Source organism: Pseudoalteromonas sp. R3, assembly GCF_004014715.1.
In the GTDB taxonomy this organism is placed as follows: Bacteria; Pseudomonadota; Gammaproteobacteria; order Enterobacterales; family Alteromonadaceae; genus Pseudoalteromonas.
Genome location: NZ_CP034835.1, coordinates 2,433,662 through 2,449,898, shown reverse-complemented (window position 1 = coordinate 2,449,898; position 16,237 = coordinate 2,433,662). Strand labels below are relative to the sequence as shown.

10 protein-coding genes and 1 pseudogene are annotated in these 16,237 nt (G+C 45.2%); 8 read left to right on the top strand and 3 right to left on the bottom strand.

Annotated elements, in window-relative coordinates; genetic code table 11:
* Positions 1-43: 43 nt before the first annotated feature.
* A complete protein-coding gene (locus ELR70_RS15615) occupies positions 44-2,569 on the bottom strand; it encodes a TonB-dependent receptor (protein ID WP_054017602.1) in 2,526 nt (841 codons plus the stop codon).
* A 337-nt stretch (positions 2,570-2,906) separates the two neighbouring features.
* Between ELR70_RS15615 and ELR70_RS15610 the strand changes: the two genes are divergently transcribed.
* From ELR70_RS15610 to ELR70_RS15580, 7 genes are all read left to right on the top strand, one after another.
* On the top strand, positions 2,907-3,353 hold the full coding sequence (locus ELR70_RS15610; protein ID WP_054017603.1) for an ATP-dependent zinc protease: 447 nt from the start codon (positions 2,907-2,909) through the stop codon (positions 3,351-3,353).
* Between the two features lies 1 nt (position 3,354).
* The gene (gene rimK, locus ELR70_RS15605; RefSeq protein WP_054017604.1) at positions 3,355-4,260 is read left to right on the top strand and encodes a 30S ribosomal protein S6--L-glutamate ligase; all 906 of its coding nucleotides are present in this window, start codon (positions 3,355-3,357) and stop codon (positions 4,258-4,260) included.
* Positions 4,247-5,302 carry a succinylglutamate desuccinylase/aspartoacylase family protein gene (locus ELR70_RS15600; protein ID WP_054017605.1) on the top strand — a complete coding sequence of 352 codons (1,056 nt, stop codon included), beginning with the start codon at positions 4,247-4,249 and terminating at the stop codon, positions 5,300-5,302. The genes rimK and ELR70_RS15600 overlap by 14 nt, the downstream gene beginning before the upstream one ends.
* 319 nt (positions 5,303-5,621) lie before the next feature.
* Positions 5,622-8,432 (top strand): bifunctional aconitate hydratase 2/2-methylisocitrate dehydratase, encoded by a 2,811-nt coding sequence (locus ELR70_RS15595; RefSeq protein WP_082353393.1) that lies wholly within the window; start codon positions 5,622-5,624, stop codon positions 8,430-8,432.
* A 461-nt stretch (positions 8,433-8,893) separates the two neighbouring features.
* Entirely contained in the window at positions 8,894-9,388 is a 495-nt protein-coding gene (locus tag ELR70_RS15590; protein ID WP_206613306.1) for a hypothetical protein, read from the top strand.
* A 235-nt stretch (positions 9,389-9,623) separates the two neighbouring features.
* Positions 9,624-11,909, top strand: a complete 2,286-nt coding sequence (locus ELR70_RS15585) for a DEAD/DEAH box helicase (RefSeq protein ID WP_054017607.1) — start codon at positions 9,624-9,626, stop codon at positions 11,907-11,909.
* A gap of 1,078 nt (positions 11,910-12,987) precedes the next feature.
* Positions 12,988-13,320, top strand: coding sequence for a hypothetical protein (locus tag ELR70_RS15580; RefSeq protein WP_054017608.1), 333 nt, complete (start codon positions 12,988-12,990; stop codon positions 13,318-13,320).
* 446 nt (positions 13,321-13,766) lie between these two features.
* On the opposite strand, the pseudogene ELR70_RS15575 reads toward ELR70_RS15580, so the two are convergent.
* A pseudogene (locus tag ELR70_RS15575) lies at positions 13,767-14,174 on the bottom strand (transposase); the annotation flags it as partial.
* Positions 14,175-14,384: 210 nt separating this feature from the next.
* Complete coding sequence (locus ELR70_RS15570; protein ID WP_054017672.1) at positions 14,385-15,356, bottom strand: hypothetical protein; 972 nt, start codon at positions 15,354-15,356, stop codon at positions 14,385-14,387.
* Positions 15,357-15,603: 247 nt separating this feature from the next.
* Between ELR70_RS15570 and ELR70_RS15565 the strand changes: the two genes are divergently transcribed.
* Positions 15,604-16,233: a hypothetical protein gene (locus tag ELR70_RS15565; RefSeq protein WP_054017671.1), complete on the top strand. Its 630-nt coding sequence runs from the start codon at positions 15,604-15,606 to the stop codon at positions 16,231-16,233.
* Positions 16,234-16,237: the final 4 nt, after the last annotated feature.

Here is a 16,237-nt window from a genome sequence, read left to right as displayed (position 1 = left end):
TAATGAGTTGAAAAAGCCCGCATTCGCGGGCTTTATTATTCGCTTAGAAGTTAAACGACACCTTACCGTATACAAAGCGGCCGTCTGTGCTGTATGCAGAGAACGCTGAGTAAGGGAAGATCTGGTTAAAGTTGCTGAACCCAATGTTGCTGACGGTATCCTGAGGATACTGATCAAACAGGTTATTCGCGCCAAGGGCAACACGCCATTGCGCGTTTACCATGTAAGCCACTTCCAGATCGGTGATCCATTTGGCTGCCAGTACTTCATCTTTTTCTACTGTGCTGGAAGGATCGGTCACTTCGCCGTAGCGGGTTGCTTTGATCATAACCTGCCATTGTTCACGTTGCCAGTTTGCCACCAGGTTCCATTTGTTATCCGGTGTGCCCGACTCAAAGCGCTCAATTTCACGACGGGCAAAGTACTGGTAGCTATCGCCAAGCGCAGCCAGCTCAGCCGGGTTGGCTTTGACATTTGTTACCTCGGTATCGTTGAGGTTCAGGGCTGCACTGAGGTTAAGGTCGCCATAGTCGGCCAAATCAAAGCGATAGGTTGCAACAATGTCTACACCCTGAGTGCGCGAGTCGATGGCATTGGTAAAGTAACGTACACGCTGTACGTTAAACTCGCCAGCCTGTTGCAGGATCTGCTCAACCGCGTCGCCGCTGAGGTTTTCAGACATCACAATGCGGTCGTCAATATCAATGCGATACGCATCCAGTGTCAGGCTGAAAGCATCTTGCGTATAAATGAAACCGGCTGTCAGGTTAACAGACTCTTCGGCTTCCAGTGGTTTAGCACCCAGTGCCGCAGCCGCAGGAGTATCGACCGGATACAGGCCAACTTCATTTGGTACGCCGTCTTCAAATACGGTGGCAATCGACTTATATGAAGTCTGAGCCAGCGAAGGCGCGCGGAAGCCTGTGCTTAGCGCACCACGCAGCGACAGCTGGTCGTTCACCACATAGCGGGTTGCAAGCTTACCAGTCAGGGTTGAACCAAAGTCGCTGTAATCTTCATAGCGGGCCGCCAGTACCAGGTTCCAGTCGGTGGTCAGGTAAGTATCAAACTCAGCAAATAACGCGACATTATGGCGTGATTCATCCACCGCACTTTCTGGGGAGAATCCAGCCAGAACCTGTGCGCCACCTGCGGCAACCGGCTGGCCGTTTGCATCCAATACCGTCTGATAAGACGCCAGTTCACCCGCCTGAATTTCATAGGTTTCGCGGCGGTATTCACTGCCCAGCGTAACAAACACGCTGTCATACAGTCCCAAGTCCAGCTCTGTTTTGGCCTCTGCATTAACCAGCAGCTGACTGTACACCAGTGCGCCGTTGTCGAACTCAGTTGGGCTGCTTGCGCCCATAGAGGTATTCAGGCTGTTCGATACGCCAAAGCCAAAGTCGTTCAGGCCATAATTGGTGCTGACATCGTACTGCCAGTCACCGGCATCCCCTTTGGCACCCACAGCAAAGCTATAGTCGCGCACTTCGGTGTCTATTTGCGGTAAAAAGCCATCCGGGTAAACTTCGGGGACATTACGGCTATCCTGAGGACGACGGAAGAAACCACCTGAATTACCGTCGCGGCTTGAGAAGCTGCCGAATGAGTACAAGTCTAAGTCCGGCGCCAGTGCGTAGCCTGCGTTATAAAACAGCGCAAAGTCTTCGATGTCGGCTTTACCAAATCTGTGATTATAACGCTCTGCGTTAAACTCACGAGGGTCCAGCTTGCCGTTTTCATCACGGGCATACTGCTCGCGCTCATCGATGCCTGAGCGGTTGGTCGGTTGCTTGTTACGCAGCTCAGCAGCCACGTTGATAAAGCCCTTGCTGCCAAGCTCAAAACCGATATTGCCGCTGACTGTGGTGGTGCCGCCATCGTTCAGTTCGCGATCTGCGCCTTTGTCAAATGCCAGATTACCCTCGGCATCTTCATAGGTGCGTAGCAGTTGTGCAGAGCCGGCCATCTGCGTGTCGTACTCACCATAAGTGACCGACAGGTTGCCGCCTTCATCGGCATCGTTCAGAACAATGTTGATCACACCGGCAATGGCGTCTGAGCCGTATTGTGCCGCCGCACCGTCACGCAATACTTCAATGCGCTTGATAGCAGCGGTCGGAATAGTGTTCAGGTCAACCGCTGTCGAGCCACGACCAACCGTGCCATTCAGGTTCAGCAGGGCACTGGCATGGCGGCGCTTACCATTGATAAGCACTAAAGTATGATCGGGCGCCAGTCCGCGCAATACCGCCGGGCGTGCGTGATCGGTGCCGTCGGCCAGCTGCGAGTTCGGAAAATTGAAGCTCGGTACCAGCGTTGTCAAAACCTGGCTGAGTTCAAGCTGGCCTGAGCTGGTGATTTCATCCAGGCTGATAACATCGACCGGTACCGTGCTTTCAGCTACGCTGCGCAGACTGCGTCGGGTACCTGTGATTTCAATCACTTCTGTGGTGTTACTAGCCTGAGGTGCCTGGCTTTGTTCTGCGCTGGTGTGAAACGAAGCGGCGGCGCCCAGCACCAAGCTGATGCTGGCTGCCAGAGTACTCGGTCTTAACATGGTCATTCCTGATTATATGTTGATTTCTGTACGGGCTTTTTTTGTCTGGCCCACGAAAAGGACGGCAATACTAAAGGTGGATAATTCTATCCGAAATTCGAATTCGTTATAAATTATAACAGCTCAAATTTTTATGTTTATTTAGTAACATTGTATTAAATGACAGTCAAAAGATTACAAAGTATCAATCAGAGTCAGGCTTGCTGGCTAAGTCACCACGCCTTTGTTACTGTGGAACAAAATTTTATTGTTCAATCAATTGCTTTGCTGCTTTGGATAAATAAATTTTGTTAGTCTATTGTTTAAGAGCAAGGTATAAAGCGCTTTTTTAAGGAGCACAAAAATGTCGACTTTAATACAGGTTGGATGGCGCGAATGGCTGTCTTTGCCTGAGCTGGGTATAGACAGGATCAAAGCTAAGGTTGATACCGGCGCCCGAACCTCTTGTTTGCATGCCTTCAAAGTAGAAGAGTTTGAAAAAGAAGGCGCATCCTGGGTCCGTTTTTGGATGCATCCCAAACAAAAAAATACCGACTACGAAGTGGTTTGCGAAGCGCCGGTGCTGGACGTTCGCACGGTAACAGACTCGGGCGGCCATCAGGAATCTCGCTATGTGATTCAATCGACATTGCACATTGGCACCGAGCGCTGGCCCATTGAAATCACGCTGACCAACCGGGATAACATGAAATTTAGAATGTTACTGGGGCGTACAGCAATGGAGGGGCGGATCTGTGTAGACCCCGCAGCCTCTTATTTGACTAAAAAAAGAATTGAAGCAAGGAATTAACATGAAAATCGCCATTCTATCCCGGAATAAAAACCTTTACTCGACCCGTCGTTTGATAGAAGCGGCAAAGGAGCGCGGCCATGAGCCTGTGGTGCTGGATGTGCTGCGCTGCTATATGAACATCAACTCCAATGAGCCAGAAATTCATTTCAAAGGCGAAAAGGTTGTTGATGTAGACGCCGTTGTGCCGCGAATTGGTGCCTCGGTCACGTTTTATGGTTGTGCTGTGTTACGCCAGTTCGAAATGATGGGCATTTATCCGTTAAACGAGTCGGTGGCCATCACCCGCTCGCGCGATAAGCTGCGCTCTTTACAGCTGTTATCCCGCAAAGGCGTTGGTATGCCCATCACCGGGTTTGCTAATAAGCCCGATGATGTCAAAGACTTACTTGAAATGGTCGGTGGCGCCCCAGTGGTGATTAAACTGCTCGAGGGCACTCAGGGCATTGGTGTAGTCCTTGCGGAAACACGTAAAGCAGCTGAAAGTGTGATTGAAGCCTTTATGGGCCTGAAAGCCAACATTATGGTGCAGGAATACATTAAAGAAGCCGGCGGTGCGGATATTCGCTGCTTTGTGATTGGGGATAAGGTGATAGCCGCCATGAAACGTCAGGCGCAGGAAGGCGAGTTTCGCTCTAACCTGCACCGCGGCGGCAGTGCCAGCCTGATCCGCATTACTCCGGAAGAGCGCAAAACCGCTGTTGCAGCGGCTAAAGCAATGGGCCTGAATGTTGCCGGTGTCGACCTGCTGCGCTCAGAGCGAGGGCCACTGGTGATGGAAGTAAACTCGTCGCCTGGCCTTGAAGGCATAGAAAAAGCAACCGGAAAGGACATTGCCGGTATGATCATTGAATTTATGGAAAAGAATGCAGCCAGTAAGAGGACCGCAACGCGTGGCAAAGGCTAAAAAAAACCAGGTATTTACACTACTAAATACACCCATTGAGGTGGCTGAGCGCAAAACCCTGTCGCTGGAAGTGGCCAAGCTCTATACCCATTCTCCGTTAACCATTCCCATTGAAGTGGTCAATGGCGCAGAGGCGGGCCCTGTGGTGATGGTTTGCGCCGCCATTCATGGTGATGAGCTTAACGGCGTAGAGATAGTGCGCCAGCTTTTAGCGAAAGTTGATCCAAAAGCGCTGCGGGGAACCCTGATTGCTGTGCCGGTAGTGAATGTATTTGGTTTTATTCATAAGTCACGCTACTTGCCAGACAGGCGAGATCTGAACCGCTGTTTTCCGGGTTCAGAGCGGGGCTCATTGGCAGCGCGAGTTGCCAATGTGTTCTTTAAACGGGTTGCCAGCAAATGCACTCATATCATTGATTTGCATACAGGTGCTATCCATCGCTCAAACTTGCCTCAGATCCGGGCAAACCTGGAATGTGAAGCAACCGCTGACATTGCCAAAGCCTTTGGTACACCTGTGGTGATTGACGCAACGCTGCGCAACGGTTCTTTACGCAGTGAAGCCAGTAACCTGGGGATCCCCGTTATCACCTACGAAGCGGGTGAGGCGCTGCGCTTTGATCCACTCGCAATTGCGGCGGGCTTAAAGGGTGTTGAAAATGTGCTCAGACGGCTTAAGGTACTTAAAGGTCGGCGCTCGAAAAAGCTGCCAGAACCTGTGATTGCGGATTCCACCAGCTGGGTGCGTGCCCATACAGACGGTATTGTCCGCGCTATGGTGGGCCTGGGAGAGCGAGTTAATAAAGAGCAGGTGCTGGGCTATATCAGTAACCCGCTGGGTGGCAATGAAGTGGCTATCCAGGCACCACGCAGTGGTATTATTATCGGTCAGCAGTCTTTACCTTTGGTCAATGAAGGCGATGCGGTGTTTCATATTGCCTACTTTGCCCATGCCAACACCATAGTGGAGCAACAACTGGGAGAGTTCATCGACGAACTTGATTTAGAAGAGCAGCCGGTCGACACTGAACTCAACAACTGATCCATCGCAGCTGGTCTCGGGTGCTTTCATTGCGCCCGGCCAGCTGTCTGTATTTACCGAATACAAGCAGCCATGTTGGCTGTGTTTTGTTCATCTTTATTATCTCAAAAGTTAACACTTTCAACCTGAGTTTAAAGCCTTATCCCTGAGGCTAAGTGACACCGGAATTTTCATCCTTCCTGACGCGGCCCTATGTGGTTAAATTGGCGTAAAAATTGAGCGAAAACAGGCTTTTTTCGTTAAAAGATTACGTGCAAGGGCAAAGTAGGGTAGAATGGGTCGGTTCTATCTACACGTATTACTGCCTGACGAGGTTTATATGAGTTTGTATAATGAGTACATGGAAGAAATCCAAACCCGTAAAACGGAACTTGGATTGAGTCCAAAACCAATCGATAGCGCTGACTTGCTATCTGAAATTATTGCCCAAATCAAAGACACAGGGCATGAGCACCGTGAAGATTCACTGAACTTCTTCATCTACAACACGCTTCCGGGCACAACCAGCGCTGCTGGTGTGAAAGCACAATTCCTAAAAGAAATTATCCTGGGCGAAGAGACTGTAGCTGAAATCACAGCTGACTTTGCATTCGAACTGCTTTCGCACATGAAAGGCGGTCCTTCTATCGCGGTACTACTTGACCTTGCGCTGGGCAACGACGAAGCCATTGCTAAGCAAGCAGCTGACGTATTGAAAACCCAGGTTTTCCTGTACGATGAAGACACGTCACGTCTGGAAGACGCATTCAAAGCGGGCAATGCCGTTGCAAAAGACATCTTAGAAAGCTACGCGAACGCGGAATTCTTTACTAAGCTGCCTGATATTGACGAAAAAATTGAAGTTGTAACCTATATTGCCGGTGAAGGTGATATTTCAACTGACTTACTTTCTCCGGGTAACCAGGCACACTCACGAGCCGACCGTGAACTACACGGTAAATGCATGATCACCCCTGAAGCACAGCAAGAGATTGTCGAGCTACAGAAGAAGCACCCAAATGCAAAAGTGATGCTGATTGCTGAAAAAGGCACTATGGGTGTAGGTTCATCTCGTATGTCTGGTGTGAACAACGTGGCACTTTGGGCAGGTACGCAGGCAAGCCCTTATGTTCCATTCATCAACATTGCACCGGTTGTAGCGGGTACTAACGGTATCGCGCCTATCTTCCTGACGACTGTTGATGTAACCGGTGGTATTGGTCTTGACCTGAAAAACTGGGTGAAGAAAACCGACGAAAACGGCAAAGTGGTTACCGACGCAAACGGCGACCCGGTACTGGAAGAAGCATACTCTGTTGCGACTGGTACACTGCTGACAATCGACACCAAAGCGAAGAAACTATACAACGGCGACAAAGAGCTGGTTGACGTATCATCTTCATTCACACCACAAAAAGTGGAGTTCATGAAGGCAGGTGGTTCTTACGCGGTCGTATTCGGTAAGAAACTACAGACGTTTGCCGCTGAAACTTTAGGTGTTGAAGCACCAGAAGTATATGCACCTTCTAAAGAAGTATCGCATGAAGGCCAGGGCCTGACTGCGGTTGAAAAAATCTTTAACCGTAACGCAATCGGTGTTGCGTCTGAGACGCCGCTGCACGCGGGTTCAAACGTACGTGTTAAAGTAAACATCGTTGGTTCTCAGGATACGACGGGTCCTATGACTGCGCAGGAACTGGAAGCTATGGCTGCTTCTACTATTTCTCCGCTGGTTGATGGCGCGTATCAGTCTGGCTGTCACACTGCGTCTGTTTGGGATGCAAAAGCACAGGCAAACATTCCTAAGCTGATGGCGTTCATGAACAAGTTCGGCCTGATCACAGCACGTGATCCGAAAGGCATTTACCACTCAATGACCGACGTAATCCACAAAGTACTGAACGACATTACTGTGGATGACCGCGCAATCATCATCGGTGGTGACTCGCACACGCGTATGTCTAAAGGTGTGGCATTCGGTGCCGACTCAGGTACTGTGGCGCTGGCACTGGCGACCGGTGAATCTGCAATGCCAATTCCAGAGTCTGTGAAGGTAACCTTCAAAGGCGCAATGGCGAAGCACATGGACTTCCGTGATGTAGTACACGCTACTCAGGCACAAATGCTGAAGCAATTCGGCGGTGAAAACGTATTCCAGGGCCGTATCATCGAAGTACACATTGGTACGCTGATGGCTGACCAGGCGTTCACTTTCACTGACTGGACTGCAGAGATGAAAGCGAAAGCGTCAATCTGTATCTCTAACGACGAAACGCTGATCAAGTCAATTGAGCTGGCGAAGAGCCGTATCCAGATCATGATCAACAAGGGCATGGACAACAAAGCGAAAACGCTTCAGGGTCTGATTGACCTGGCAGACGAGCGTATCGCGGGTATCAAGTCTGGTGAGCAACCAGCACTGGCACCAGATGACAACGCTAAGTACTACGCTGAAGTTGTGGTGAACCTGGACGAAATCGTTGAGCCAATGATTGCCGACCCGGATGTAAACAACGAAGACGTATCAAGACGTTACACGCATGACGTGATCCGTCCTGTGTCTTTCTACGACGGTAAGCCAGTTGACCTGGGCTTTGTTGGTTCTTGTATGGTTCACAAAGGCGACATGCAGATCATCGCACAGATGCTACGCAACCTTGAGAAGCAAAACGGTTCAATCGAGTTCAAAGCACCACTGGTTGTTGCGCCACCAACATACAACATTGTTGATGAGCTAAAAGCAGAAGGTGACTGGGAAGTACTGGCTAAGTACGCAGGCTTTGAGTTTGACGATGAAAATCCGAAGACGGCTGCACGTACTAAGTACGAAAACATCCTGTACCTAGAGCGCCCTGGATGTAACCTGTGTATGGGTAACCAGGAAAAAGCAGAACCGGGTGACACTGTAATCGCAACGTCTACGCGCCTGTTCCAGGGCCGTGTTGTAGCGGATTCAGCTGAGAAGAAAGGTGAATCACTACTTGGCTCTACGCCACTGGTAGTACTTGCCACTATTCTGGGTCGTTTCCCAACGATGGACGAGTACCAGGCCGCTGTTGAAGGCATCGACCTGACTGCGTTCACCCCACTTGAAGAAGAACTGACAACTAAGTTCGGTTCAGAGCAAGCGGTACCAGTTAAAGTTCTTTAATCTTTAAAGATTAAAAGACTGAAAAAAGCGCGTTTTTACGCGCTTTTTTGTTGGGTGGAGATTGGTGGGTGATAGCCAGTTTAGACGCTTTCTTTGTTTTTAACTGCAAAGGCAATCGCTGAGTTATGTGTGTACAGATACCAAAAAAGGAGACTAGGGCATTCCTACTCTAAATGCTGTTTATCTATACAGATATAAATGAGTCTCGTCAGTTTCCATGTCAAATTTCTCGTTTTGTCCGACCTTAAAGTTTCCTTAATACTAAATCTTGTTTTTAACATAGCTGTTTTGGCTTGAGTAACATGAATAAAGGTGTTAGGTTGTTGTTATTAATATGAATAAATTAATTAATTTGGTGGTGTTGGCGGGATTGCAGTTACGGAGTTTAACCGGTATTCACGCTAATGAGCTACCAAGCCTCAACATCTAAAAACATTCGACACATTTGAAGTAAATTTTATATGGCAGATAAACCTAAATATGGAAGTCAATATTCTGATGCTGATTGGGGATGTGACTACTTTGAGATAGAGACAGACACACCGATTGGAAAAATCAAGGTATGTCATGTAATAGTAAACGACATAAAGATAATATCTGAAGCTCTAGCTAAAAAAGTTCTTGATACTTCTTGGATGACAAATTTAGATGTAGGTAGCAAGAGAGCATATGATAGAACAGTTCAAGAAACTGCTTCTACACTAGTTGAGATATTTGAATCTACCACCACACATTCTGATGTAGGGAGTGAGTTTGGTGAAGTCATGGTTTCAATCGGATCTACCAAAGCACTTGAGAAAATATTTAATCATGTAATTTTGCCCATAGCAGAACTCTGGAAGCCCCAGATAAAACAAAATGAAGGCTTTGATTTCCATACAGTTTGTTCTGACAAGTTTATAAATTTTGGAGAAGCAAAATATTCAGGAAGTGAAAACCCCATGGCAATGCTATAAATCAATCAAAAGGTTTTATAGATGATGAAAAACATCTGAGGGATTATGTTCACTTAAGAGAGCTGGCTTCAGATACAGCTGTTGAAAATCTGAATAATGATAGTTTTGGTATTGTTGCGTCATTCTCAATAAATGCATCTGACCCTCTTGTAGTTTTAAAAAATGCTATTAAATCTGCTCAAGATAAATTGAGTTCAGATAGCATAAAAGCAGTATATTTGGTTGGGGTAAGCAAATGAGCATAACCGATATTGCAGAAGACATAGAGCCAATTAATGGTATTTCTGAACTATTAGACATTCTTCATAAAGAAGGCCCTGTAAGCTCTGAAATATTAGAAAAAATAACATATTATAAAAAGTTCCACAGAGGTGAGTTTCAGGAACATGAAGAGAAAATCATCACTTCTCTCGGACTCTTTTATAAACTACCTGAACCGAACAATTTGTACTCATTTCTTTTGTCAGGCGTTGGAAAGCAACACAAGGAAGAGTTTGGTGAGTATCTCACCCCTGTTCAGGCGAGTGTAAGAAGAGCAGTTAATGAGAATAAAGTTGTTTCTATATCCGCACCAACAAGTGCTGGAAAGTCATATTCCATCAGAGATTTTATTGCTGAAGATGATGGCGATGCTGTTGTAATTGTTCCTTCTAGAGCTTTGATCGCAGAGTATGTCAACACAATGAAGCAAAAGTTCAATGGTGACAAAAATGTGATGATCTCCTCATTTGTGGATGATATATTCAAGTCTAGGAGTCTAAGAAGAATATTTATTCTTACACCTGAACGAGCAAGAGACCTATTTTCCAGCAACCTTAACTTAAATATTAAAGTATTTTTCTTTGATGAAGCTCAGGTCTCTGAGGAAAATGAAAGAGGAGTTATTTTCGATGTTCTCGTGCGAAGGGTTAAGCTGTATTTTGATAAAGCAAAACTAATTTTTGCGCATCCATTTGTAGAAAATCCTGAAGCTCAACTTAAAAAGCATAACTTTTCTGAAGCTGAATGTTATTCAAGATCATATACCCATGGCTCTGTAGGTAAAATCTTTATATATCAACATAAAAATAAAAAATATTATCACTTTTCTCCATTCATTGAACGCGGTCACCAAATCAAAAAATGTGTAGAGCATGAACAAAAGTTTAGTGATTTTGCATTTGATGGAACTCACTCCGTTCTTGTCTATGTATCAAAAGCATCTATATATAACGGTAAATTCATCGAGCCATTCAGAAAATATATTGATAACTATGAGGATATAGACTCAGTTGAAGTTGAAGAGATAATTAACACAATTGAACACCTGTTGGGTGCTGATAACGATGAGCATAACTCTGAACTGGTCGCATTATTACGCAAAGGTATTGTGATTCATCATGGTTCAGTACCACTAGAAGTACGTTTTCTTGTCGAAGACTTAATAAGAAAGGGTTATGCAAAAATTTGCTTTGCGACAAGCACGCTTGCACAGGGTGTTAACATGCCGTTTGATATTGTATGGCTTGACAACATGCGGATTCTTGGTGATAGCGATCAAAGTAGATCTTTATCATTTAAAAACCTAATAGGAAGAGCTGGCCGACTATCCAACAAACCAAAATTTGACTTTGGGTATGTTTTCACAAAAAACCCTCTGCTACTCTCCCAAAGAGTCAATGAGAAATTCCTATTAGATGAGCAATCAATCATCGACAATCCAGAAACCATAGATGATCCTGACACTTCAGAATTGATCAATTCAATAAAGGAAGGCAGCTTTGACGATGATAAGCAAGCACCTTTATCCAAAATTGAACGTCTATCTGAATCAGAGATATTAAAATACTGCGAAGCAATATTAAGTGTTATCTATAGCGAGGACTCGATTAAGGATAATCTGTATGGTGCCAAGAATAAAGAAAAAAGAGAGTCATTGAAACAATACTTTAGATTTATATATGAAGCTTCAATAAATAGAGTCTTGTATGATGGTGAAATTGCTGTATTTAGGCAGGCAATTTCAATTTTCCTCCAAGTAATTCAGGGGAGAACCTTTAGAGAAATTGTCGGCATTCGGTATAGTTATATTTCAAAAAAAGATGAGGGGAGGAAAGGTTATGCTGCGTTTTCACAGCCGGCTACCAAATTGCCAAAGAGTACGTTGACGCAAACATATTCAATCTTTGACAAGGCCACATTAGCAAAAAACGTTAGTTATGATGCGGTAGTTTTTGACACTTATGATTATCTTGATCAAGTTATTTCATTCTCTTTGACAGAGTCTTTTATAACTTCTTTTAAAGTATATAAAGATCAAACATCAGACCAGCGCTCTGATAGAATGATAGAGTTATTAAGGTTCGGTACAAATAACACAGTACATACATTACTAATGCGTTATGGGTTCCCACCTGAAAACATTTCAGAAATATCAAAATATATACTTTTCATTAACGAAGACACCATAACATTCAAGCCTGACATATCAGATGCGCCAAAATATATTCAAGAAATGGTAGATTGGTATTTGCCAGTCTAGAAAAAATACGTAGACAAAACAATTAAAGGAGACATATATGGACGCTCCAGCGATGTCAAGCCGAGTAGGCCTGCGGGGTAGCGAGTTTTCGTTATCCCGTTCGTTATGTTACCCGTGTTGCCATGCCTGATGTTTGGTCCAGTCCGCTATAAATGTGTTGCTCTGACATATATCCGGGCTTGACTGGTTATCCAGCGCCCCTAATGTTAATAACACGGACACCCAATCAAACAATCAAAAAAGAGAATAGCACGGACACCCAATCAAAAACCGTCCCACATTTGGGGTCTGATTTTGGGAGAGGATGTCTGCTCGCTTTTTACCAAGCTCGCCGTGCAAGGAACGAATAGCACGGACACCCAATCAAAAACTGTCCTACAGTTGGATCTGTTGGGTTTGAGTAACTCCCCTATAAATTTGATGGCAGTTTTTCTGAGCGTATCGTGTAGGATGAAGCTATTATGTATGGTGTTGTTATCTAGTTAGTATTTGGCTAAATAAAATAGAAAAAACACTACAGTACGTGTCTATCGCATTGACTTTAAATATCACCGAAAATACGTAGACACCCAGCGTTACCCCAGCGTTACATATTCCTTTTATGGGACCTTGAAGAATGACCAACGCCGTGCGTGGACACCCAATCAAAAACTGTCCTACATTTGGGTCTGTTGGGTGGGGTAGAAAGTACGCAAAAGTACGCAGGCACCCAGTGACAGACAAGTTTTGGAGTGGGTGCCTGTCAACTCGCTATCTAGATGGTGCAGGTGCGACAAACAAGTTTTAGATTGGGTGTCTGTCAACTCGCTATGTCAACTCGCTAGCGTTTGACGTTCCACGTTCGAGTTATTGCGACTATGTAGTGGTTCTAAAATCCAAGTTGATGTAAATTCGAATAAATGTGACGAATCGGGGAATCGTATCTCGGTTAGCCGAGTAAGGTCATTGTGAACAATCTAACAATGACAATTAAATTGGATTCGGGATATTGTTGCGATCTTTGCAATTTAATTCGTTAGCAAAAATCTCGCAGATGCTACTCATCGCTTAATTCAGCGTCATAATTAAAGGTAGAAAAATGAAGAAGACAACATTAATAGTTATATTTTTAACTCTGTATTCATCACTATCACTAGCGGGTGATATTCCATGCCACGGGAATATTGTCTTTCTAATGGCAGATCACTCCGGTTGTACCGATGCAAATGGCAAGCGACAACTGGCTTTCAAAACCAACTCAGGTTCAAACCCTTGGATGTGTGCACGCACTGACCTAGGCTCATCTATGCTTTTGGCTGCGAAAGCAGCGAATAGGAAAATTCAAGTCTACGTCTCAGATCAAAACAAAAACTATACCTGCAATACAATTCCAAATTATTCAACTATTTCTTACATCATAATGCACGAATAAATACAATAAATGTAGCAACCTGAAGCAGCAAGAAATGGCCGCGAAAAACAGGCGGTTAAAGTACTTGTTGTTCGGGTTCTGCGAGCGTTAACTGTCATATGGATATATCGCTAGGCACTGCTAATTCAAAGTTGTACGAAAAGAACGGGCTTACTCATTACAAAATCAGCCCCATCTTTGGAAAACAAGTGCGTGGACACCTAATAAAAAACAAGTGCGTGGACACCCAATAAAAGCACAGACACCCAACGTTACACATTCCTTTTGTGGGTCCTTGAAGGATGACTGCGACTGTGATGTTGAGAAAGAAAGAAGCGATAAACCACAGAGTCGGAACTCATTGATGAGCAATTTCAGTTGAAACAACAGCTATTTGATATTTCTGGGCACGCTCAAGCACAGCCCTGGTACGACAGTCATCACGTGAGCTCAGGATAAAGGCAATACTAGCCCAATAAGCGCTCACAATTAGCCAGATTAGGTCGTCGCTTTTTTTGCAGGTGCTCACAAAATTCAGTCAACGCATGGCGCTTGCCGACTGCACCGTGGAATACTTTGGTAAATCGCGTGGTGAGTTTGAGCCAGTTTTCAGGCTCTATTTGCAATCTGGCGAGAATAGGCTGAGCATCGCAGATATGACCTCGTTTGTCAGCTCGAATACATCGGCCTGTGAGTTCAACCAGTTCAATGTAGTATTTAAGCTCAAAGGGCAAACCTTTGGGCATGTTTTGTCTGGGGTTACCAGCAAAGCGCAGAAGGCTCTTTGGTTGTTTACCTTGCTGTGCGTGTTCAATGCGTTTTTTGATACTGGTGAATTCAGAGGTTTCTGGTGTGGCGTCCATTTTGGCCCTGATGAAAAGCACAGACACCCAGCGTTGTTCGTTCCTTTTGTGGGCCCTTGAAGAATGACTGCGATGTTGAGAAAGAAAGAAGCGATAAACCACAGAGTCGGAACTCATTGATGAGCAATCTCAGTTGAAACAACAGCTATTTGATATTTCTGGGCACGCTCAAGCACAGCCCTGGTACGGCAGTCATCACGTGAGCTCAGGATAAAGGCAATACTAGCCCAATAAGCGCTCACAATTAGCCAGATTGGGGCGTCGCTTTTTTTGCAGGTGTTCACAAAATTCAGTCAACGCATGGCGCTTGCCGACTGCACCGTGGAATACTTTGGTAAATCGCGTGGTGAGTTTGAGCCAGTTTTCAGGTTCTATTTGCAATCTGGCGAGAATAGGCTGGGCATCGCAGATATGACCTCGTTTGTCAGCTCGAATACATCGGCCTGTGAGTTCAACCAGTTCAATGTAGTATTTAAGCTCAAAGGGCAAACCTTTGGGCATGTTTTGTCTGGGGTTACCAGCAAAGCGCAGAAGGCTCTTTGGTTGTTTACCTTGCTGTGCGTGTTCAATGCGTTTTTTGATACTGGTGAATTTAGAGGTTTCTGGTGTGGCGGCCATTTTGGCCCTGATAGGGTTGAGGTCTACATAGGCCATACAGGCGGCAAGGGCGGCTTCATCGAGCAATGCCTGGGATTTAAACCTGCCTTCCCAGAACCGGCCTTTGCAGCCATCTTCTTTATTCGCACGGCGGGCAATGTCTTCGTTCAGTACGCGCATAAACCAGCTGATACTGGCCAGTCTTTCGCGATATTTGTCGATAATATCGTCGAGCATAATGCGTTCGGACAGAGTGAGTTCGTTACCTTCCATGAATTTGTGTGTCAGCCAGTTTCCCTTAAACAACTTGTGCCAGCGTATGACGATGGCTTTGTCATGCAATCGATTTGCCTTTTTATCGTCTACATACAAAACGATGTGAGTATGGTTGCTCATTACAGCGTAAGCGCAAATATCAATGCAGAAAATGCTTGCTAGCAGAAGTAATTTTTCTTCAACCCATTCACGGCGATGTTCATAAGATTGGCCTGTTAATGGGTCCTGACCGCATAAAAAGGCACGCCTTACGCAGCGAGAGATGCAATGGTAGTATTTTGTGTCAACTAAGCTGACCTGGCTTTTCCGTGCCTTTGGCATTGGGTTCGTCCTTATCCTTGGAGCAGGTTAAAAGCATAGATGGTAGAAGTAAGAGCGACAAGTTTTGGAATGGGTGTCCGTCATATCCTGTCCGTCATATCCACAGCCAGCCAAATCAAGGCGATAAAGGCCAGTAAAAGTAACGATACAGTCGAAAACAAAAACCACTGTGGCTTTTAAGGGCAAGTTATATGGAACTGAATATAGCCTTTAACAACCACTAAAGAAAACGAAAAAGGGTTGAGATATGTATTCACAAGTAGAGAAGCCAAAAGAAAATAGAAGTAGGGCGATTGCTAACAGTGTTAGTCAGAAGAAAATTGTTCTAAAAAAAGGTTTTGGGCTTGTGGATAATAGACCTGAGGCTGTTGCACAAAGAAAACTGAAAGACGATCTGTTATCCTCTTTTTCTAATCAGCCGAGAAATATTCCGGCTCAGTTGGTTAAAGGAAATTATGGAAACTCAGCCAAGTTAGCGAAAGCGAGATATTCCTTAAGCCACAAGAAGCAAGCATTTAAAGATTGGAAACGAGGTCGTGAAGCACAGCATCTTATCCCTGCTGCGATATGTGATAGCTATGGCATTCCCGAAGCATGGGCTAATGGAGTTCATAATGGGATGATGATGCCATCAGGACGACCGAAAACACACCATCTTCGAATAAAAGCTTTGGATAAAGGTAAACGTGCTCATATAAAAAAAGGATGGGCGCATCCTATTTATAACAAATATGTAGAAAATCAAGTGAAGACAAGGGGTTGGAAGAAAGGGAAAGTGACTAAAATACAGTTTCTTGCTTTGGCTGGATTCCTGAGAAAGAAAAACAGACCAAAGAAAACTGGGACTACTAAAGGACATGTGGATGACATCAAATAATTTA